Source organism: Nonomuraea sp. NPDC003201 (genome assembly GCF_053590415.1).
The window spans coordinates 63,162-82,332 of the sequence record NZ_JBSFTC010000016.1 but is presented as its reverse complement, the minus strand read 5'-3'; the positions used below and the strand labels follow the sequence as shown (position 1 = coordinate 82,332).

Here is a 19,171-nt window from a genome sequence, read left to right as displayed (position 1 = left end):
GCGGCTGCGCAGCGCCCGGCGCACGACGCCGGGGCCGTCGGCGAGCGCGGCCAGGACGAGCGCGCGGTTGGTCACCGACTTGGAGCCGGGCAGCGGGACGGTGGCGGTGACCGGAGAGGTCGCCGTGGGCGCGGGCCAGTGCGGCGTGGTCGGCGTGGGCGTGGTCGGAGCGGGCATGGTCAAAGAGTACTGGGAGTGGTAGGGCGAGGGTCACAGCCTGTGGACGGCGGGCGAGCGTGCCGTCGCGCCTGTGGACAACGTCGGTCATCAGGTGTGCCGGCGGGAGTGGGCCTCCTGTTTCCATAGACGCCCCGAGGCGGGCAGGTGAGCGAAAGCCGTCCCGTACATGGCAGTGTGGGGTTATGTGCGGTAGATACGCGTCGGCGCGCAAGAAACACGAGTTGCTCGAGGAGTTCGAGGTCGAGCAGGACGGCGACCCCGACACGGAGCTCGGGGCCGACTACAACGTCGCGCCGACCAAGAACGTCTACGCCGTGCTGAGCCGGGTCCCCAAGGAGGCCCAGCGGGCGGTGCGGCAGCTCAGGGTCGTGAAGTGGGGCCTGGTGCCCGCCTGGGCGAAGGATCCGTCGATCGGGTCACGGCTGATCAACGCCAGGATCGAGACGGTGGCCGAGAAGCCGTCGTTCCGCCAGGCGTTCGCCAAGCGCAGGTGCCTGCTTCCGGCCGACGGCTATTTCGAATGGATGCCGGTCGAAGGCGAGAAGAAAAAGAAACAGCCGTACTTCATCCATCCCGAGGACGGCGGGGTGTTGGCGATGGCGGGCCTGTACGAGTTCTGGAAAGACCCGTCCCGGGCCGATGACGATCCCCTCAAATGGCTGGTGACCTGCACCGTCATCACCACGGACGCCGAGGACGAGCTCGGCCGCATCCACGACAGGATGCCCATGATGATCGAGCGCGAACGCTGGGCCGAGTGGCTCGACCCCAAGGTCACCGACGTCGGGCAGGCCACGCGGCTGCTGGTGCCCGCCGAGCAGGGGCGGCTCACGGCGTATCCGGTCTCCACGGACGTCAACAACGTCAGAAACAATGGCCCGGACCTCATCAAACCTCTACCGGAAGAGGAGGAAACCGCACTTTTCTAAAGGTGTAAGAAGCACGGTAAGTGGGCATCCGGTGAGGAAAGCGATGCATCCGTTTACTCGGTGTCACCGCCATAAATGCCCCTAATTGCACCGGGCGGGACAACCGGGGAGTCCTAGCCGCGGGTTGCCGTGATTCACCCGGAGGTGCGGATTCGTGGACGTCACGACCGCTCGTGAGCGGCTGGAAGACATGCTCGCGGAACTGGACCGATCGATCGGGGTCCTCCAGGGCGACCCCGTCGCCGTACGCGAGCACTCGGCGGCCGACGCGGGTTCTGACCTGACCGACGCCGATCGGGCCCAGGCCATGCTGACCGTGGCCACATCTCAGCGGCGCGCCGTGGTCGAGGCCATCAAGCGCCTGGAACAAGGCGTGTACGGCCGGTGCCTCGACTGCGCCAAGCCGGTGCCGGAAGGGCGGCTGGAGGCCCGTCCGGAGGCCGCGCGGTGCGTGCAGTGCCAGGGGAAGCGGGAGCGGCGCCGCTGAGCGAGCCGGGATGCCGCCGGACACGAAGAACGGCGGCACACCTCTCTACAGCCAGGCGGAATCAGCTTTTGCGGCAGCTGGCGACCAGATGGATGCCGACCGTGTCGTCGTCGTCCGGATGGGCCTCCAGCTCCGTACGGACCAGGTAGTTGAGCGCGCGGGCGTCGGCCCCGAGCACGTGGTCGACCGTGGACGGGGACAGCACCGTGCGCGGCCGCATCCACTCCACCTCGAGCCCGGCGCCCATCAGCAGCTCGCGCAGCTGCCCGCTGCTGAAGCACCGCGTGATGCTGCCGTCCGGCCACGGCACGAGCATGACCTCGCCGGTCTGCCGCAGGTGCTGCCACTGCTCCTGCTCGGCCAGGATCGCCATGCCCAGCACCAGCGAGTCGACGCACACCAGCGCCCGCCCGCCGGGCCGCAGGACCCTGGCCACGTCGCTCATCGCCGACTCGGCCATCAGCTCGATCGACATCACGCGTTCCTCGGCGAGCACGGCGTCCACGCTCGCGTCCGGCAGGAACGCCAGATCGTCGGCGCGTACGTGCCGGACCCGGTCGGCGTCCCGCAGACCGGACCGCCCGTCGACGGTGCGGCGGAAGTCGAGCACCTCGATCACCTTGTGCCCTGCCCTGGCCACCTGGCCGGACCAACGCCCGCGGCCGCCGGAGAGATCGAGGACGACGGAGGGCTGGCCGGGGAGCCAGCGGTTGAGTTGTTCGGCGGCGACGGCGCGGTAGAAGGTCCAGTACGGCCCAAGCGTCCCTGAGCCGTTCAGTTCCTCGGCCGGAATGGGCAGCACACGCGACTCCTGAGTTCCGGGTAAAGGGCTACCAGCCGGTACGTATGGACGTTCCCCGCACCGGGTCCTTCGTACCTTCTATCTTGCGGGAACAGACAAGTGCGCGGGCGTGTTGCGACGAGCATGCTCACTATGGCAAGACCCCTCCCCACTGACCGGCAAGGCACCGGCCAGCGGGTATCCTCCCCTGAGTACGGTGTTCCGCAACAGCTGGCCACCGGTGATCTTAGGGGGGTGGGTCCGGTGCCCGCGACAGGCGCGGAGACGCTGGAGCAGCGAAGCGAGCGATTCGAGCGCGACGTCATGCCGTATCTCGAGCAGCTCTACTCCGCCGCGCTCCGGATGACCCGGAATCCCGCGGACGCGGAGGACCTGCTGCAGGAGACCTTCGCCAAGGCGTTCGCGTCGTTCCACCAGTTCCAGGAGGGCACCAACCTCAAGGCGTGGCTCTACCGGATCCTGACGAACACGTTCATCAACAGCTACCGCAAGAAGCAGCGTGAGCCGAAGCAGTCCGGCACGGAGGAGATCGAGGACTGGCAGCTCGCGCGGGCGGAGTCGCACACCTCGAGCGGGCTGAAGTCGGCCGAGGTCGAGGCGCTCGAGCATCTGCCCGACGGCGACATCAAGCAGGCGCTTGCGGCGCTGCCGGAGGAGTTCAGGATCGCGGTCTACCTGGCCGACGTCGAGGGCTTCCCCTATAAAGAGATCGCCGACATCATGGGCACTCCGATCGGCACCGTGATGTCGAGGCTGCACAGAGGACGCAGGCAGCTCCGGGGCCTCCTTGAGGACTATGCTCGTGAGCGGGGTCTGGTCCCGGCGGAGGGATCGAAATGAGCTGTGGCAACCCGCATGACACCGACTGTCGCGAAGTGCTCGACAAGGTCTACGCCTATCTCGACGGCGAGCTGACCGAGACCGACATCGTCGAGATCCGCGTGCATCTCGACGAATGCAGCCCGTGCCTCCAGGAATACGACCTGGACAAGGCGATCAAGGCGCTCGTGCACAAGCACTGCGGCTGCGACCCGGTCCCCGGCGATCTGCGCTCCAAAGTGCTCGCCCGCATCGCACAGGTCAGAGCGGAGCTGGCCGACTAGGATTCCCCCATGCGCGTGTTGGTCACCGGGGGTGCCGGGTTCATCGGGTCCAATCTCGTCGATCGCCTCCTCGTCGAGGGGCATGAGGTCGACGTCGTCGACGACCTGTCATCGGGGTCCAGGGAGAACCTGGCAGGGGCCGCCTCCAGCGATCACTTCCGGCTGCACGTGCTCGACGTGCTCGACCCCGCGCTGACCGGCCTGGTCGCGGAGCTGCAGCCGGAGGTCGTCTGCCATCTGGCCGCGCAGATCAGCGTGCGCAAGAGCGTGGCAGAGCCCAGGCGCGACGCCCGGATCAACGTCGAGGGCACCGCGTCCGTGCTCGCCGCGGCCCACGAAGGGCGGGCCCGCAAGGTGCTGTTCGCCTCGTCCGTGGCCGTCTACGGCAGGCCCGGCACGATCCCCGTGCCCGGCGACGCGCCCACCGACCCGCGCTCGCCGTACGCCGCGTCGAAGCTGAGCGGCGAGACGTACCTCGCCGCTTTCCGCGCGCTCCACGGCATCGAATACACCACTCTGGTGCTCTCCAACGTCTACGGCCCGCGCCAGTCGCCCGAAGGCGAGGCGGGCGTGGTGTCGATCTTCACCGACGCGCTGCTCAGCGGCACGCCCACGGTCGTCTACGGCGACGGCACCCAGACCCGCGACTACATCTACGTCGAGGACGTGGTCGACGGCTTCGTCCAGGCGCTGGGGCAGCGCGGCGACGGCCAGAGGTTCAACCTCGGCACCGGCATCCAGACCACCGACCGCCGCCTCCACTCGCTCATCGCCGACGCGGCGGGCGCTCAGGACAAGCCCGGGTTCGCGCCGCCGCGCGTGGGCGACCTGCCCGCGATGGCGGTCGATCCGGTGCCGGCCCACGAAGGGCTCGGCTGGCAGCCGCGTACGGACCTGCCGACAGGTGTGAAGAAAACCGTCGAATGGGCCCGAAATCGTCGCGTGAAGTAGTGGCTTGATTACGCTTTGCTTGCGATTTCCGACTCCGGCCATGCGGCGACGTCGTCTTCTGTAGCGTTGAACCCCAGAACTCGACGTGGAGGCATGTGGATGTTCAAGTCTATGGTCGCCCGACTGCTCACGGCCGTCGTCATGCTCACTCCGGTGGTCATGCTGATCGCTGGGGGAGCGCTTCCCCCAGGGGTGTCCTGGACCTGATGTCCGTAGGGGGCCGCAATGCGTGATCTGCCGTGGCCTGCAAGGGTCTATCTGGTCGCCGTGATCGGCGCGGCGGTCGCTCTCATGGTGCGCAGCGTCATGGTCTCCGGGGCTCCCGTGGCCCCGGAGGACCTCGACGTCCTTCTCGTGCTCGCCCTGCTGTTCCTGGTGTGCGAGTCGATGCCGACGCTGCTCAACGTGGAGCAGTTCGCGGTGTCGGTCAGCTTCTCCGCCTCGCTGGCGGCGGTGGTGCTGATCGGGCCCGACGGCGCGGCGCTGGTGGGGCTGACCGCGATGGTGAGCGTGCGGCCCGGGCTGCCGCTGATCAAGCGGCTGTTCAACGGGGCGCAGTTCGCCATCTGCGGCTACGTGTCCGGGTGGGTCTACGAGGCGCTCCACGGTCAGGTCGGCGTGCCCCAGGTCAACGCCTTCGACGATCTCATCGGCCCCTACGCCGCCGCCATGGCGGTCTTCGTGCCGCTCAACATCGTGCTCACGCTGACCATGATCGGGCTGGCCACGCGGGTGCGGGCCACGGAGGTGCCGCTGCGCGGCATGGCCCAGTTCCTGCTGTCCTATCTCGGGTACGGCACGTTCGGGCTGCTGGTGGCCGGGCTCTGGGCGACCGTGCAGTCGATCTCGGCCGTGCTGGTGCTGCTGCCGCTGTTCGTGGCGCGGTGGGCGTTCGGCCAGTATCACGCGCAGCAGCGCTCGTACGACGCCACGATCGCCGCGCTCTGCCAGGCCGTCGAGACCAAGGACTACTACACGCGGGGCCACTGCACGCGGGTCTCGCTCGCCTCCTCCATGATCGCGCAGGAGATCGGCATGGGCCCCGAGCGCGTACGGGCCATCCGCTACGCGGGCATGCTGCACGACGTGGGCAAGCTCGGCGTGCCCACCAAGGTGCTGCAGAAGGACGGGCCGCTCACCGAGGAGGAGTTCGCCGCGATCCAGCTCCACCCCATGCGGGGCCTGGAGATCGTACGCGGCATCGGCTTCCTCGACGAGGCCTACGCCGGGATCATGCACCACCACGAGCGCCACGACGGCACCGGCTACCCGATGGGGCTGGCCGGTGACGAGATCCCCGAGTTCGCCAAGGTCATCGCGGTGGCCGACGCGTTCGACTCGATGACCTCAGACCGCTCCTACCGGGGCGCCAGGCCCGTCCCGGAGGCGCTCGAGGAGCTGCGCAAGACCGCGGGCACCCACTTCGACCCCGTCATGGTCGCGGCCTTCATCCGGGTGCTCGACCGGGAGCCGTGGCAGCCGCCGCGCAAGGTCGAGGCGCCGCCGCCCGACGAGACCCCGATCAAGGACCACGACGACCCGACCATGCCCATCGAGGTCGTGACCGGCCAATGATCACCACGGAGCGCCCGAGGCGCGCAGAACGCTCTGCGAACACGGTCTTCCGCCGGCTCGACTCCGGCCAGCTGCTGCTCATCTGCGCGGCGGGGCTGGTCGCGATCGCCGGCGTCGCCCACACCGCGGCCGTCGGGCTCGATCGCACGGAGATCGCGGTCGGGTTCGGGGCGCTGATCGCGGTCGGCGAGCTGGCCAGGCTCACCATGCCGGGCAACAGGGAGGTCGCGCCCATCGGCGCCGCCGCCGCGCTGGGCTACACGCTGCTGCTCGACCTCAGTCAAAACCCGCTGCGCCACTCGGCCCTGCAAGTGGTCGCCGTGATCGCGGTCGGCATGGCGGCCGGCGCGCTCCCGCACCTGGCGGTCGGCCGCCCGCCGCGGCTGGACGCGATGGCGCGGCGGCTGCTCACCGGCGCGCTGCTGGCCTTCGCGTTCCGGCCGCTGGCCGACCCGCTCTACCTGCTGACCAAGCCGCCGACCAGCACCTGGTGGCCGGCGCTCGCGGTGATGGTCACGCTCATCGCGATCACCCTGCTGATCGACGTGCTGATCGCCGCGCTGCTGCGGGCCGAGCGGCTGCGCACCTCGTTCCGGGTGGCCGTGCGCGACGAGGTCAACATGGCCTTCCCGCTGGGCGCGGCCGTCGCCTCGTCGGGCGTGCTGCTCGCGCTGGCCACGCACAGCATGGACCTGGTGGCGCTGCTGGTGTTCGCGGCGCCGCTGCTGGTCACGCAGGTGGCCTTCAGGAAGTACGCCGGGATCCGCGCCACCTACCTGCAGACCGTACGCGCGCTGTCGCGGGTCACGGAGGTCGGCGGCTACGTCGAGCCCGGCCATTCGCGCCGGGTGAGCCGCCTGGCCGTGGCGATCGGCAGAGAGCTGGGCATGTCCGAGCCCGAGCTGCTGGAGCTGGAGTACGCCTCGCTGATGCACGACATCGGCCAGCTCTCGCTGCGTGACCCGATCCCCGGCGGCGCCACCGTCCTCACCGAGCCCGACCAGGCGCGGCGCATCGCCGAGCTGGGTGCCGAGGTGATCAGGCAGACCGGTGTGCTCGACCGGGTCGCCGACGTGGTGCGGCGCCAGTGCGATCCGATCACCGACGACCCGCCCCTGTCGAGCCGCATCATCAAGGTCGCCAACGCCTACGACGACCTGGTGGGGCCCTCGACCGACCGCGACCGCGCGGGGGCCGCGCTGGAGCGCATCCGGCTGTCGTCGGGCAGCGCGTACGATCCCCACGCGATCGAGGCGCTCACCCGGGTGATCGACCGCGGGCGGGTCTAGCCCGTACGGAATTGTGGGGTTCCTACAGATCATGATCGCCGGATCGGTGGTTTAGGGGGAAGGAGCCGCGGCGGTCGCGGCTTTAGTGTGGTCGGCGTGTTAATTGAGACGCTCGGACCCGTTCTGGTCGCCAACCGAGGGGAGATCGCGCGGCGGGTCATCCGCACGGTCCAGCGGCTGGGGCTGCGTGCCATCGCCGTCCACTCGGAGGCCGACGGCGACCTGCCGTTCGTACGGGAGGCCGACGAGGCCGTGCTGATCGGTCCGGCCGACCCCGCGCAGAGCTACCTCGACGCCGACAGGGTGCTGGCTGCGGCCCGCGCGACCGGCGCCAAGGCGATTCACCCGGGTTACGGGTTCCTCGCGGAGAACGTCGCGTTCGCCAGGGCCGTGATCGACGCCGGGCTGGTGTGGATCGGTCCCGCGCCCGAGGCCATCGACAAGATGGGCGACAAGATCAACGCCCGGAACCTCATGGAGAAGGCCGGCGTGCCGGTCGCCGCGGGCACCCGCGAGCCGGTCACCGACCTGTCGCTGGCGCTCAAGGCCGCCGACGCCATCGGCTACCCGGTCATGGTCAAGACCGCGGGCGGCGGCGGTGGCATCGGCATGAGCGTGGCCCACGACGACGAGGGCCTGGCGAAGGCCTTCGAGCAGGCGGCCAGGGCGGCCGCCAGGTTCTCGGGCGACGCGCTCGACGGGCCGGCCGTGCTGCTCGAGCGCTACATCGAGCGGGCCCGCCACGTCGAGGTGCAGATCCTCGGCCTGCCCGACGGCCGGGTCGTGGCCCTGGGCGAGCGCGACTGCTCGGTGCAGCGCCGCCACCAGAAGGTCGTCGAGGAGTCGCCGTCCCCGGGCATCACCCCCGAGCTGCGCGAGCGCATGCTGGCCGCCGCCGTGCGCGCCGGCGAGGCCGTCGGCTACCTCGGCGCGGGCACCGTCGAGTGCCTGGTCGACGCCGACAGGCAGGACTTCGTGTTCCTGGAGATGAACACCCGGCTGCAGGTGGAGCACCCGGTCACGGAGCTGGTCACCGGGCTCGACCTGGTCGAGCTGCAGTTGCGCGTCGCGGCCGGCGAGAGCCCCGAGGTGCGGCCCGCGACCACCGGGCACGCGATCGAGTTCAGGGTCTACGCGGAGGACCCCCAGCGGTTCTTCCCCGGACCTGGCACGATCACCGCATGGGTGGAGCCGGGCGGAGCGGGCGTACGCGTCGACTCCGGTTACGCGGCGGGCAACACGGTCACCCCGTTCTACGACCCGCTGCTGGCCAAGCTCTGCGTCCACGGCGAGACCCGCGCCGACGCGCTGGAGAAGGGGCGCAAGGCGGTGGACGCGTTCGTCGTCGAAGGGCCCAAGAACAATCTGCCGTTCTGCGCGGAGCTGCTGGACAACGCGGAGTTTGTCACTGGTGTCTACGACACTGGTCTGGTTGGGCGGATGCGGGCCTAAGGTGAGTACATTGATGACAGAGGGGAGTTCCGGTGGCTGAGGTACGCGCTGAGATGGTCGCGAACGTCTGGAAGGTCGTCGTCAAGGAGGGCGACACCGTCTCCGACGGCGACACGCTGGTCATCCTCGAGTCCATGAAGATGGAGATCCCGGTGCTCGCCGAGGAAGCCGGCGTCGTGGCGCAGCTCAAGGTGGCCGAGGGCGACGTGATCCAGGAAGGCGACCTGATCGCCGTCATCGAGTAGGCCGTGTTCATGGCCTCCACCCCGTGGAGGCGGGCTCGGTCGCTGGGGAGCCGCCGCCTTCCTTCGTCGCTCTGGTCGCTTCGCTCCCGCCGCTCCTCAGTCCAGGCGGCGGCGCGACCGAGCCAAGAACTTGGCGCGGTCGACGACGATGCGTTCGATGGTGCCGCGGCCCACGACGGCGTGTTTGTCGTGGGCCTCGAAGGCGAAGACCAGCCGCCGCCCGTCGACCTCGGTGAGCTCGACGCCGATCTGCACGTGCGTGCCCAGCGGGCTGGCGGCCAGGTGTTCGAGCTCGACCCTGGTGCCGACCGATGTCTCGCCCGGCGCGAGGTGCTTGTCCAGGGCCTGGACGGTCGCCGCTTCGGCCAGCGCGAGCAGCCGCGGCGTGGCGAGCACCGGCACGTCCCCGCTGCCGACCTTCTTCGCGGTGTCCTCCACCTCGACCATGATGAGCAACTGGGCGCGCAGACCCGGAGCGAGCGTCATGGGGTCAGCCTACGGCGGTCGCACCTGTCCAACGGGTCAGCTGACTTCCCGGAAACGCGGACAAGTGCGGGCATAAGGCCCCAGGATAGGGTGTGGTACGGCTTAAGACATTTGAGTGGCATGTGAAACAGGTGGGTCGTACACTCTCTGAGTTCCGTGACCACTGTGTGACCTGTCCGCGACGAAAGTTCGCTTTGTTGGAGAGCCGCGGGGTGCAAGAGGTTACTGGTGTAGGGGGGTAACGGGGGAGTCATGGTGGCCCAAGGAACGACGCTGGCGGGGCGGTATCGGCTGGACACCCGCATCGGCGCCGGCGGCATGGGCGAGGTGTGGCGCGGAGAGGACATCGTCCTGGCCCGCACCGTCGCGGTCAAGGTGCTGCTTCCCGGTCGTACGCAGGACCCCGGGTTCGTCGCTCGCTTTCAGGGGGAAGCACGGGCGATGGCCACGATCAACCACGGCGGCGTCGTCGACGTCTACGACTACGGCATCAGCGGCGACACCGTCTACCTGGTGATGAAGTTCGTCGACGGCGAGCCGCTCGACCGGCTGCTGGCCAGGCTGGGCAGGATCCCGCCGCAGGCGGCCATGGAGCTGATCGCGCAGGCCGCGTCGGCGCTGCAGGCCGTGCATGATCAGGGGATCGTGCACCGCGACGTCAAGCCGGGCAACCTGCTCGTGCAGCGGGACGGCACGCTGGTGCTGACCGACTTCGGCATCGCCCGCTCCGACCTGGCCAACCGGCTGACCGACGCCGGCATGGTGCTCGGCACGGCCGCCTACTGCGCCCCCGAGCAGGCCGAGGGCGCCCCTGTCACGCCCGCGGTCGACATTTACGCGCTCGGCGTGGTCGCGTACGAGTGCCTGGTGGGGCAGCGGCCGTTCGACGGCGACAGCGCGGTCACGATCGCGCTCAAGCACATCCGCGAGGCCCCGCCGCCGCTGCCCGCCGACATCCCCCAGGCCGTGCGCACGCTGGTCGAGGTCGCGCTGTCGAAGGACCCGGCCAGGCGCTTCCCGACCGCCAGGGCCATGGCCGAGGCGGCCAAGGCCATCGCGAGCGGGCAGACTCCCGCCCCGGCCCCCGAACAGCCGGCGCCGGCCACCGGGGCCACCATGGCGCCGCCGGTGGAGGCGTACCAGACGGGTGCCCATCAGGCGCGTCCCGCCGAAGAGACGACGACCATGGCCGACCGGCGCCCGGGTGGCCGCCGCGCCGCCAAGGCGCCGCGCAGGACCGGGCTCATCGCGGGCATCGCCGTCGCGGCGGTGCTCGGCGCGGGCGCCACCGCGGTCGCGCTGACGGGCATGACCCCCAGCGGGCCCGCCCCGACGAGCACCGCCTCGTCGGTGGCCAACCTGAGCAGCCCCAAGCCCCCCAAGCCCCCCAAGACCTCGAAGCCTCACACGGAGGAGCCGACCCCGGACCCCGAGCCGACGACCGACAGGCCGAGGCCCGCGGAGACCGAGGACGCCAAGCCGCCGACGAAGACGCCGACCAAGACGCCCTCCAGCACGCCGAGCGTCACCAAGACGCCGACCAAGACGCCCACGAGCACCCCGACGTCGGACGTCAAGAGGGCACGCGTGCCCAAGGTGGTCGGGATGGCGTTCCTGCAGGCACAGGAGATGGTCGAGGCGGCGGGCTTCGAGGAGATCATCCCCGACGACCGGACCTCCACCTCCAACGGCATGCGCTGTGGCAGGGTCCTCCGGACCGCGCCGGGTGGCGGGACGGTGCAGGATGTGACCAAACCGGTCACGCTGGTCATCGTCGACGGCGTCTGCCCGGAGGACAGCACCGGCAGCCCCTCGCCCAGCGCCACGCCGAAGCCGTAGGTCTCACACCCCCGTGGTGCTGCGGGGGTAGGCGATCTGCGGGTCGGTGGCGATGTTCACCATGTACGGGATGCCGGAGTCGAACGCCCTGCGCAGCGCCGGCCCGATCTCCGACGGCTTGGTGACCAGCTCGCCGCCTCCGCCCAGCGCGGTCACGACCTGGTCGTAGCGGCACTGCGGCTGGAGCTCGGCGGCCACGTCGTAGCCGTACAGGAGCTGCATGGGGTGCTTCTCCAGGCCCCAGATGCCGTTGTTGCCGCAGATCATGACGACGGGCAGCCTGTGGCGGACGAGGGTGTCGACGTCCATGAGCGAGAACCCGGCGGCGCCGTCGCCCAGCAGCAGCACCACCTGCGAGGACGGCCTGGCCAGGCGGGCGGCGACGGAGTAGCCCAGGCCGGTGCCGAGGCAGCCGTACGGGCCGGGGTCGAGCCAGTTGCCCGGCTGCTTCGGCTCGACGTACTTGCCCGCGTAGGAGACGAAGTCGCCGCCGTCGCCGATCACCACGGCGTCGTCGGCCAGGACCTTGCCCAGCTCGCCGTACACGCGCATGGGGTGGATCGGGTCGGAGTCGGAGGCCAGCAACTCGGCGTCGCCCGCGATGGCCGCGGCGGCCGTGTCGGCCAGCTTCGACACCCAGGAGGCGTACGCGTCGGGTTTGACGCCGGCGTCGCCGCAGGCGGTGCCGAGGCTCCAGAAGACCACGGACAGGTCGCCCGCGGCGGACGCGACCGGCTGCATGTGGGTGGCCAGCTGGGACGGCGCGTCGGCGATGTGCACGACGCGGGCCAGCGCGTCCTTGCTGCCGAACCAGCCGAAGTTCAGGCGGAAGTCGAGCGGCGTGCCGATCACGATGACCAGGTCGGCCTGCTTGAACGCCAGGCTGCGGGCCCGCGTGACCAGCAGCTCGTGGCCCGAGGGCAGGACGCCGCGGCCCTGGCCGTTGGGGATGACCGGCAGCCGCCACGTCTCGGCGAAGTCGCGGGCGGCCTCCTCGGCCCGGTCCATCCACACGTCGGACCCGTAGACCAGCACGGGCCGCTCGGCCTCGGCCAGCAGCCGCGCGATGGCGGCCAGGTCGTCGGGGTCGGGCTCGAGCGGCGACGGCGTCTGCGTCCGCACCTCGTGCGCGGGCGAGGGGGAGAACAGGTGGTCCATGTAGAAGTCGAGGAAGACCGGGCCGCGGTGGGGTGCGACCGCGGTGCGGAAGGCCATCTCGACGTCCTGGCCGATGGACTCGGCGTCGGTCGCGGTGAACGACAGCTTGGTGATCGGCTTGAGCAGCGGCGGGTGGTCCAGCTCCTGGAGGGCGCCGCTGCCCCAGCGCGACTGGGGCGCCCGGCCGCCCATGACGACGACGGGGGAGCCGTTGAAGTGGGCGGTCGCGACGCCGCTGACGCCGTTGGTGATGCCGGGGCCCGCGGTCAGCACGGCCAGGCCCGGTCTTCTGGTCAGCCGGGCGGTCGCCTCGGCGGCGAAGACCGCGCTCTGCTCGTGGCGTACGTCGAGGATGCGCATGTCCTCGTGTACGGCGCCGTCGTAAAGGGGGAAGACGTGCCCTCCCGACAGCGTGAACATGGTCTCGACACCGTAGGCCTTGGAAACGGCGACAGCGGCGTCACCGGCGTGCTTCGCAGACTCCATGCCGGGAACTTACCAACCAGTCACCAGAGTAAACAGATCTTAAGGATCTTCAGTCGCAGCAGACGGACAGCCTGCCCTTCGGCGCCCGTACGACGATCTTCCGCGGTGAGGTGGGGTTCCGATCGACGTCGACATTGGTGTCGATCCCCTCCGCCGTCACGTCGTAGGCCGTCTTCGGCAGGTCCAGGCTGACGTCGCCCGCCGTCCGCACCACCGCGTTGACGGTCGTGGGGGCGCTGACGAAGGACAGGTTGACGTCCCCCGAGCCGATCTCCACGTCGGCCGCCTCGACGTCGAGCTCCGTGGCATTGACGTTGCCCGTGCCGCTCCTGGCCCAGAGGGTGCCGGAGAGGTTGTCGACCTGGACGTCGCCGGCGACGGAGGACAGGCGGACCTTGCCGAAGAGATCGGTGACGCTGAGCTGGCCGTTGCCCGTGCCGGCCTCGACGTCGGTCTCCGGCGGCACGTAGATCACGTAGTCGGTCCAGCAGACGGGGCCGTCCGGCTGTTCCCCGCCGGGGCAGACGGCGTCGAGCCGCAGGGTGCTGGAACGGACGTCCCAGTCCTCGTTGATGGTCGGCCGGCTCCTCGACCAGCGCAGCGACCTCGCGATGAGCAGCTCGCCCGCCCTGCCCGGCAGGATGCTCAGGTCGACCTGGGTGCCCTTGCCCGCCTTGATGCGTACGTTCTTGTGCTCGAAGGCGATGGACCTCTGCGTGTGCTCCTCCGGCATCCTGGCCCGCGCGACCCCGCCCCAGAGCCCCCCGATGGAGAGCAGCAGGGCGATCGCGGTCGCCACCGCGCCCGCCGCCAGCCAGGCGGCTCTCACGGCAGGCTCCTGATCTTGAGGAACTGCAGGACGGCCAGCACGCGCCGGTGGTCGCCCTCGGCCGGCGACAGGTCGAGCTTGCTGAAGATGTTGCCGATGTGCTTGCCGACCGCCCCCTCGCTGAGCACCAGGGACTGGCCGATGCCGGCGTTGGAACGGCCCTCGGCCATCAGCTTGAGCACCTCGTGCTCCCTGGGCGTGAGCCGTTCGAGCGGGTCACTGTTGCCGCGCAGCAGGAGCTGGGCCACCACCTCGGGGTCGAGCGCGGTGCCGCCGGCGGCCACCCTGCGCAGCGCGTCGATGAACTCCGCCACGTCCGCCACCCGGTCCTTCAGCAGGTAGCCGACCCCGCCCGTCGCGGCCGAGGCGAGGAGCTGGGCGGCGTAGCGCTCCTCGACGTACTGCGAGAGCACCAGGACGGCCAGGCCCGGCTGCTGGCGGCGCAGCACGAGCGCGGCCCGCAGGCCCTCGTCGGTGTGCGTGGGCGGCATCCTGACGTCCGTGATGACCAGCTCGGGCTTGTGCTCCGCGGCGGCCCGCAGCAGTCCTTCGGCCTCGTCCACGGCCGCCACCACCTCCATGCCGGAGGCGTCCAGGAGCCTGATCAACCCCTCGCGCAGCAGTACGGAATCCTCCGCGAGCACTACTCGCACGGCAGGTCCACCTCGATCGTCGTAGGGCCGCCCAGCGGGCTGGACAGCCGGAGCGACCCGTCCACCGCGTCGATCCGCTGGGCCAGGCCGCGCAGCCCCGTGCCGCCGTCCAGCCGGGCTCCGCCGCAGCCGTCGTCGTACACGAGCACGTACAGGCGCTCGCGCTCGCGCCGCACGCGCACCTCGGCCTTGGTGGCCGCCGCGTGCTTGGCGATGTTGGTCAGTGCTTCGGACACGATGAAGAACGCCACCGCCTCGATGGTCGGAGTGGCACGCCGTTCGATGTCGACGTGGAGTTTCACGGGGAACGGCGCGCGGGCGGCCACGCCGGACAGCGCCGCGTCCAGGCCCTGGTCGTTCAGGACGGCCGGATGCAGGCCCCGTACGAAGTCGCGCAGCTCCTTGAGCGCCTGCTTGGCCTCCTCATGCGCCTGCGCGATGGCCTCGCGGGCCGGTTCGGGCAGGTCGGTCAGGGTGGCCCTGGCCAGGCCGAGGTTCATGGCGAGGGAGACGAGCCGCTGCTGGGCGCCGTCGTGGAGGTCGCGCTCGATCCGGCGGCGCTCGGCGTCGGCCGCGTCGATCACCCCGGCCCGGCTCTCCGTCAGCGTCTCGATCCGCTGGCCGAGCTCCGAACGGCTGGGTCCGAGCAGCGTACGCGCCACCGACAGGTCCAGCGCCGCCATGCCGCGCGCCAGCACCGGCGCGAGCAGCAGGAGCACGAGCCCGATCGCCAGGTAGATCGCTACGACCCTGCCGTCCCTGAGGTCGAACTCCTCGAACTCCATCGGCGGCGGCTGCAACCTCTGCGGCAGGAACGACAGCAACCCCACGACAGCCCCTCCCCACGCCACCGCCACCAGCACCGCGGCCGCGAACCCCACGAACGGCGACAGCAGGTGATAACTGATCTGCCGCCACGTGGCCGGGCTGCGCCAGCTGCTCGGGGAGCGTACGGGCGGGATGCGCACGCCCAGGAACGCCTCGAACCTGGACCGCTGCACCCTCGTGAACCGCGGCACGCTCCGCATCAGCAGGGGCGGCCACACGGCGAGGAGGAGCGTCAGCCCGCCGAGCAGCACGGCGACCGGGAGACCGATCATCACGTGGGCCGTGTCGAGCCACGCCCGCGCCGACCACGGACGGGGGACTTTCATGGCTCAACGGTATTGAGCGGCGGGTGAGACGCGAAATAGCCCTGGTGTGCTGATGAATGGTGGGGTTTTCCCCACCCTCAAAGCGTCGCCTTGAATCCGGCGGGATCGAACGAGCCCCCCAACATCACACCCAACCCTCTCCGCGCCACCTCGGCGAACTCCTCCCCGCCCATCCCCCCGGCCCCTTCGGGCAGCACCCCGGCCAGCGGCCGCGCGGCCAGCATCTCCAGGTCGCACACGCAGCTCCGCTCGACGATCCCGGGCTCACCGGGCCAGCGCCCGATGACGATCCCCGTCGGCTCGAGCCCCCGGTTCGCCATCGCCTCCAGGGTGAGCGCGGTGTGGTTCACCGCCCCCCGGCCGGGCCGGACCACGACGAGCACCTGCGCGCTCAGGGCCCGGGCGAGGTCCCCGATGGTCCCGCCGTCCTCGTCGAACCGCTCCAGCAACCCTCCGGTGCCCTCCACGACCACCATCCGGTTGCTCTCGGCGAGCTCCCGTACGAGCTGCCCCACCTCGGCCAGCGACACGGGCGGTACCCCGGCGACGCGGGCGGCGGCGGCGGGCGGCAGCGGCTCGGCGAACCGCCGCACCTCGAAGGTCGTGCCGACCCCGGACATCCGGATCACCTGATCCACGTCCCCGGCCTCTTCGGGCGCGACCCCGGTCTGCGCGACCTTCACCACGGCCACGGAGGCTCCCCGCCGCCTGGCCAGCACCGCCAGCGCCGCCGTCACGACGGTCTTGCCCACGCCGGTATCGGTGCCGGTGATGACGATGACGCTCATGTCACCAGCCTATGAGCATCACCGTAAGAGATCACGGCTGATCACGGCCGGACCGGCGTGGTCAGGGGCGCCGCAGGCGGGTGACGAACTTGTACCGGTCGCCGCGGTAGAGGGATTGGGCCCACTCGACGGGGTTGCCGTCGGCGTCGAAGGCGTGGCGGGTGAGGAGGAGCATGGGGAGTCCGACGTCGACGCCGAGGGCCTTGGCGTCGTACGGGGTGGCCAGGACGGTCTCGATGATCTCCTCGGCGTCCGTGAGCCGGACGTTGTAGGCGTTGTGCAGCGTCTCGTACAGGGACGCGTGCACCTCGAGCTCCCGCCGCAGCCGGGGGAAGCGGCGCGCGGACAGGTGGGTGGTGTCGATGGAGACCGGCTCGCCGTTGGCCAGCCGGAGGCGGTGGATGCGCAGCACGCGGCCGCCCGGGTTGATGGCCAGGCGCCTGGCCAGGGCCTCGTCGGCGGTGATGTAGCCGATCTCGAGTATTTTGGTGTCCGGCTCCAGGCCCGCCATGCGCAGGTCGCCGATGTACGAGGTGAGCTGCAGCACCTGCGCCACCTTCGGCTGGGCCACGAAGGTGCCCTTGCCCTGGATGCGCAGCAGCCGGCCTTCTACCACGAGCTCGGTCAGCGCCTGCCTGACCGTGGTGCGGGAGGTCTCGAACCGTACGGCGAGCGTGCGCTCCGGCGGCAGTGCCGCGCCGGCGGGCAGGGTCTTCGTGAGCTCGAGCAGGCTGCGTTTGACGTCGTAGTACTTGGGCACGCGGGGGCTGTCGTCTGTCACGCTCTCACCTTCACTTCTGCCACGGCGGTGAAGGCGTGTCTGATCACCGCGAGATCATCGGAACTCACATCAGCCCGAGCGGTCAACCGCGGGCTGTGGCGGCCGACCGGCACCGGACGGGCACGGTTGCCGGCGCGCACGGATCCGGGCAGCTCAGGCTGATTGTGAAGGATATCCACAGCGGCGAGCGCGATCGCAACCGAGGTCGGTCCGTGATCCGTGTCGGGGTCGAGCCACCTGCCCGTGCCGATCACCTCCGACTCGTCCCGTCTGCGGTTCGAGCAGCTCTCATGGTGTGACGGTTCTCACAATATGAGATTCCCGATATGTCGAGTTGGGTGCACGATGCCGTATATGCCGTCACTGTGCGAATGGGCGGGTGTGCGGCCGTGCCATGCGGAGTCCTGCCCGCGTATCCGGGCGCGCATTCAGCCAGGGAGCCGGTTTGGTTGTTGCGGGGAAAAGCACGCATGATGCACCTGTGCCGACTCTCAGCGACCTCGTAGCCCGCCACACCGCCCTCGACGAGGCGGATCTCGACTGGCTGCACTCGCTGGTCTCCGACTGGCAGCTGCTGGCCGACCTGTCGTTCGCCGATCTCATCCTGTGGGCGCCGCTGCTGGGCGAGAGCGGCTGGATCGCGATCGCGCAGATGCGCCCGACCACCGGCCCCACCGTCTACCACGACGACATCGTCGGCAGCGTCGCCGCCAAGGGAGAGCGCCACCTCATCGACACCGCCTGGAACGAGCGGCGCATCTGCCGCGAGGGCGACCCCGACTGGTCCACGGGCGTCCCGGTGCGCGAGGAGACCATCCCCGTGCGGCGGACCGTCGAGGGCGGCGAGGGCCGGTTCCTGGCGGTGATCCAGCGCTCCACGAACCTCTCCTCCGCGCGCACCCCGTCGCGCCTGGAGCTGACCTACCTCCAGAGCGCCTCCGACCTGGCGCAGATGGTGGCCGAGGGCCGGTTCCCGTTCTCGGGCGAGGAGCCGATCCTGGTGCGCTCGCCGCGCGTCGGCGACGGCCTGCTGCGGCTCGACCGGGCCGGGCGCGTCACGTACGCCTCGCCGAACGCCCTGTCCGCCTACCGGCGGCTCGGCCTGCACGCCGACCTGGTCGGGGCCGAGCTGGGCCGGGTCACCGCGACGCTCTGCTACTCCGACGAGCCGATCAACGAAGATCTCATGATCGTGGCCAGCGGGCGCGCGGCCAAGGAGACCGAGGTCGAGTCGGGCGGCACGATCGTGCAGCTCAGGGCCATCCCGCTGATCGTCGGCGGCGGCCGCATCGGCGCGCTCGTGCTCATCAGGGACGTGACCGAGCTGCGGCGCCGCGAGCGCGAGCTGATGACCAAGGACGCCACGATCCGCGAGATCCACCACCGGGTGAAGAACAACCTGCAGACCGTGGCCGCGCTGCTCCGCCTGCAGGCCAGGCGGCTGCAGGTGCCGGAGGGCCGGGAGGCGCTGGAGGAGGCGGTGCGCCGGGTCGGGTCGATCGCGATCGTGCACGAGACGCTGTCCCACGCGCCCGAGGAGTTCGTGGACTTCGACGAGATCGCCGACCGGGTGTTCGCGATGGCGGGGGAGGTCTCGGCCGCGGAGGTGGCCGTCACGCCGCGCCGCGTCGGGGGCTTCGGCGTGCTGCCTTCGCTCATCGCCACGCCGCTGGCCATGGCGCTGACCGAGCTGTTGCAGAACGCGATGCAGCACGGGCGGCCCAAGCGGCTCGAAGTGGTGGTCGAGCCCGAGCCCGACCGGCTGAACGTCACGGTGTGGGACGACGGCCGCGGGCTTCCGGCCGGCTTCGACCTCGACACTTCCACCAGCCTGGGGCTGCAGATCGTCCGCACGCTGGTCGAAGGGGAGCTTTCCGGCCGGCTGTCCATCGAGCCGCGGCTCGAAGGGGGTACGGAGGTCACGCTGTCGATCCCGCTCCCGGCGGCCTGATCCCGGTTCGTACGCGTCCGTCGGGGTTCGACG

The 19,171-nt window shown here is 70.5% G+C and carries 20 protein-coding genes and 1 pseudogene; 11 read left to right on the top strand and 10 right to left on the bottom strand.

Features of this window, described 5'->3' with window-relative positions; genetic code table 11:
• Positions 1–177 (bottom strand): annotated as a pseudogene (locus ACWDX9_RS09785) (3-phosphoshikimate 1-carboxyvinyltransferase); the annotation flags it as partial.
• Between the two features lie 185 nt (positions 178–362).
• Between ACWDX9_RS09785 and ACWDX9_RS09780 the strand changes: the two are divergent.
• Entirely contained in the window at positions 363–1,109 is a 747-nt protein-coding gene (locus ACWDX9_RS09780) for an SOS response-associated peptidase (RefSeq protein ID WP_350729260.1), read from the top strand.
• Between the two features lie 154 nt (positions 1,110–1,263).
• The gene (locus tag ACWDX9_RS09775) at positions 1,264–1,596 is read left to right on the top strand and encodes a TraR/DksA family transcriptional regulator (protein WP_350729262.1); all 333 of its coding nucleotides are present in this window, start codon (positions 1,264–1,266) and stop codon (positions 1,594–1,596) included.
• A 61-nt stretch (positions 1,597–1,657) separates the two neighbouring features.
• Here ACWDX9_RS09775 and ACWDX9_RS09770 read toward each other — a convergent pair whose 3' ends face one another.
• Positions 1,658–2,398, bottom strand: a complete 741-nt coding sequence (locus tag ACWDX9_RS09770) for a class I SAM-dependent methyltransferase (RefSeq protein ID WP_357750681.1) — start codon at positions 2,396–2,398, stop codon at positions 1,658–1,660.
• Between the two features lie 234 nt (positions 2,399–2,632).
• Between ACWDX9_RS09770 and ACWDX9_RS09765 the strand changes: the two genes are divergently transcribed.
• The 7 genes from ACWDX9_RS09765 to ACWDX9_RS09735 all read left to right on the top strand — a co-directional run bounded on the left by ACWDX9_RS09765 (position 2,633) and on the right by ACWDX9_RS09735 (position 9,013).
• Entirely contained in the window at positions 2,633–3,238 is a 606-nt protein-coding gene (locus tag ACWDX9_RS09765; protein ID WP_173526616.1) for a sigma-70 family RNA polymerase sigma factor, read from the top strand.
• A 35-nt stretch (positions 3,239–3,273) separates the two neighbouring features.
• Positions 3,274–3,501: a mycothiol system anti-sigma-R factor gene (gene rsrA, locus ACWDX9_RS09760; RefSeq protein WP_449951182.1), complete on the top strand. Its 228-nt coding sequence runs from the start codon at positions 3,274–3,276 to the stop codon at positions 3,499–3,501.
• Between the two features lie 9 nt (positions 3,502–3,510).
• Positions 3,511–4,452 carry an NAD-dependent epimerase/dehydratase family protein gene (locus ACWDX9_RS09755; protein ID WP_449951179.1) on the top strand — a complete coding sequence of 314 codons (942 nt, stop codon included), beginning with the start codon at positions 3,511–3,513 and terminating at the stop codon, positions 4,450–4,452.
• A 225-nt stretch (positions 4,453–4,677) separates the two neighbouring features.
• Positions 4,678–6,027, top strand: a complete 1,350-nt coding sequence (locus ACWDX9_RS09750; protein ID WP_363976654.1) for an HD-GYP domain-containing protein — start codon at positions 4,678–4,680, stop codon at positions 6,025–6,027.
• The gene (locus ACWDX9_RS09745; RefSeq protein WP_350729270.1) at positions 6,024–7,316 is read left to right on the top strand and encodes an HD-GYP domain-containing protein; all 1,293 of its coding nucleotides are present in this window, start codon (positions 6,024–6,026) and stop codon (positions 7,314–7,316) included. Before ACWDX9_RS09750 ends, ACWDX9_RS09745 begins: the two co-directional genes overlap by 4 nt.
• A 96-nt stretch (positions 7,317–7,412) precedes the next feature.
• Positions 7,413–8,768, top strand: a complete 1,356-nt coding sequence (locus ACWDX9_RS09740; RefSeq protein ID WP_449951176.1) for an acetyl-CoA carboxylase biotin carboxylase subunit — start codon at positions 7,413–7,415, stop codon at positions 8,766–8,768.
• 32 nt (positions 8,769–8,800) lie between these two features.
• Positions 8,801–9,013: a biotin/lipoyl-binding carrier protein gene (locus ACWDX9_RS09735; protein ID WP_449951174.1), complete on the top strand. Its 213-nt coding sequence runs from the start codon at positions 8,801–8,803 to the stop codon at positions 9,011–9,013.
• A 96-nt stretch (positions 9,014–9,109) separates the two neighbouring features.
• On the opposite strand, the gene ACWDX9_RS09730 is transcribed toward ACWDX9_RS09735, so the two are convergent.
• A complete protein-coding gene (locus tag ACWDX9_RS09730; RefSeq protein WP_364259742.1) occupies positions 9,110–9,499 on the bottom strand; it encodes a thioesterase family protein in 390 nt (129 codons plus the stop codon).
• A 252-nt stretch (positions 9,500–9,751) separates the two neighbouring features.
• On the opposite strand from ACWDX9_RS09730, the gene ACWDX9_RS09725 reads away from it, so the two are divergent.
• Positions 9,752–11,338, top strand: a complete 1,587-nt coding sequence (locus tag ACWDX9_RS09725) for a serine/threonine protein kinase (RefSeq protein WP_449951170.1) — start codon at positions 9,752–9,754, stop codon at positions 11,336–11,338.
• 3 nt (positions 11,339–11,341) lie between these two features.
• Here ACWDX9_RS09725 and ACWDX9_RS09720 read toward each other — a convergent pair whose 3' ends face one another.
• The 7 genes from ACWDX9_RS09720 to ACWDX9_RS09690 all read right to left on the bottom strand — a co-directional run bounded on the left by ACWDX9_RS09720 (position 11,342) and on the right by ACWDX9_RS09690 (position 17,441).
• The gene (locus ACWDX9_RS09720; RefSeq protein ID WP_449951167.1) at positions 11,342–12,982 is read right to left on the bottom strand and encodes an acetolactate synthase; all 1,641 of its coding nucleotides are present in this window, start codon (positions 12,980–12,982) and stop codon (positions 11,342–11,344) included.
• Between the two features lie 49 nt (positions 12,983–13,031).
• Positions 13,032–13,811, bottom strand: a complete 780-nt coding sequence (locus ACWDX9_RS09715) for a DUF4097 family beta strand repeat-containing protein (protein ID WP_449951164.1) — start codon at positions 13,809–13,811, stop codon at positions 13,032–13,034.
• Entirely contained in the window at positions 13,808–14,464 is a 657-nt protein-coding gene (locus ACWDX9_RS09710) for a response regulator (RefSeq protein WP_449951162.1), read from the bottom strand. The genes ACWDX9_RS09715 and ACWDX9_RS09710 overlap by 4 nt, the downstream gene beginning before the upstream one ends.
• Positions 14,455–15,618, bottom strand: a complete 1,164-nt coding sequence (locus ACWDX9_RS09705) for a histidine kinase (RefSeq protein WP_449951158.1) — start codon at positions 15,616–15,618, stop codon at positions 14,455–14,457. Before ACWDX9_RS09705 ends, ACWDX9_RS09710 begins: the two co-directional genes overlap by 10 nt.
• Before the next feature lie 77 nt (positions 15,619–15,695).
• On the bottom strand, positions 15,696–16,406 hold the full coding sequence (bioD, locus tag ACWDX9_RS09700) for a dethiobiotin synthase (protein ID WP_449951156.1): 711 nt from the start codon (positions 16,404–16,406) through the stop codon (positions 15,696–15,698).
• A 61-nt stretch (positions 16,407–16,467) separates the two neighbouring features.
• The gene (locus ACWDX9_RS09695) at positions 16,468–17,187 is read right to left on the bottom strand and encodes a GntR family transcriptional regulator (protein ID WP_449951153.1); all 720 of its coding nucleotides are present in this window, start codon (positions 17,185–17,187) and stop codon (positions 16,468–16,470) included.
• The gene (locus ACWDX9_RS09690) at positions 17,184–17,441 is read right to left on the bottom strand and encodes a hypothetical protein (RefSeq protein WP_449951150.1); all 258 of its coding nucleotides are present in this window, start codon (positions 17,439–17,441) and stop codon (positions 17,184–17,186) included. The genes ACWDX9_RS09695 and ACWDX9_RS09690 overlap by 4 nt, the downstream gene beginning before the upstream one ends.
• 227 nt (positions 17,442–17,668) lie before the next feature.
• Here ACWDX9_RS09690 and ACWDX9_RS09685 point away from each other — a divergent pair, with 227 nt between their 5' ends.
• Positions 17,669–19,138, top strand: coding sequence for a histidine kinase N-terminal domain-containing protein (locus ACWDX9_RS09685; protein ID WP_350729291.1), 1,470 nt, complete (start codon positions 17,669–17,671; stop codon positions 19,136–19,138).
• Positions 19,139–19,171 lie beyond the last annotated feature (33 nt).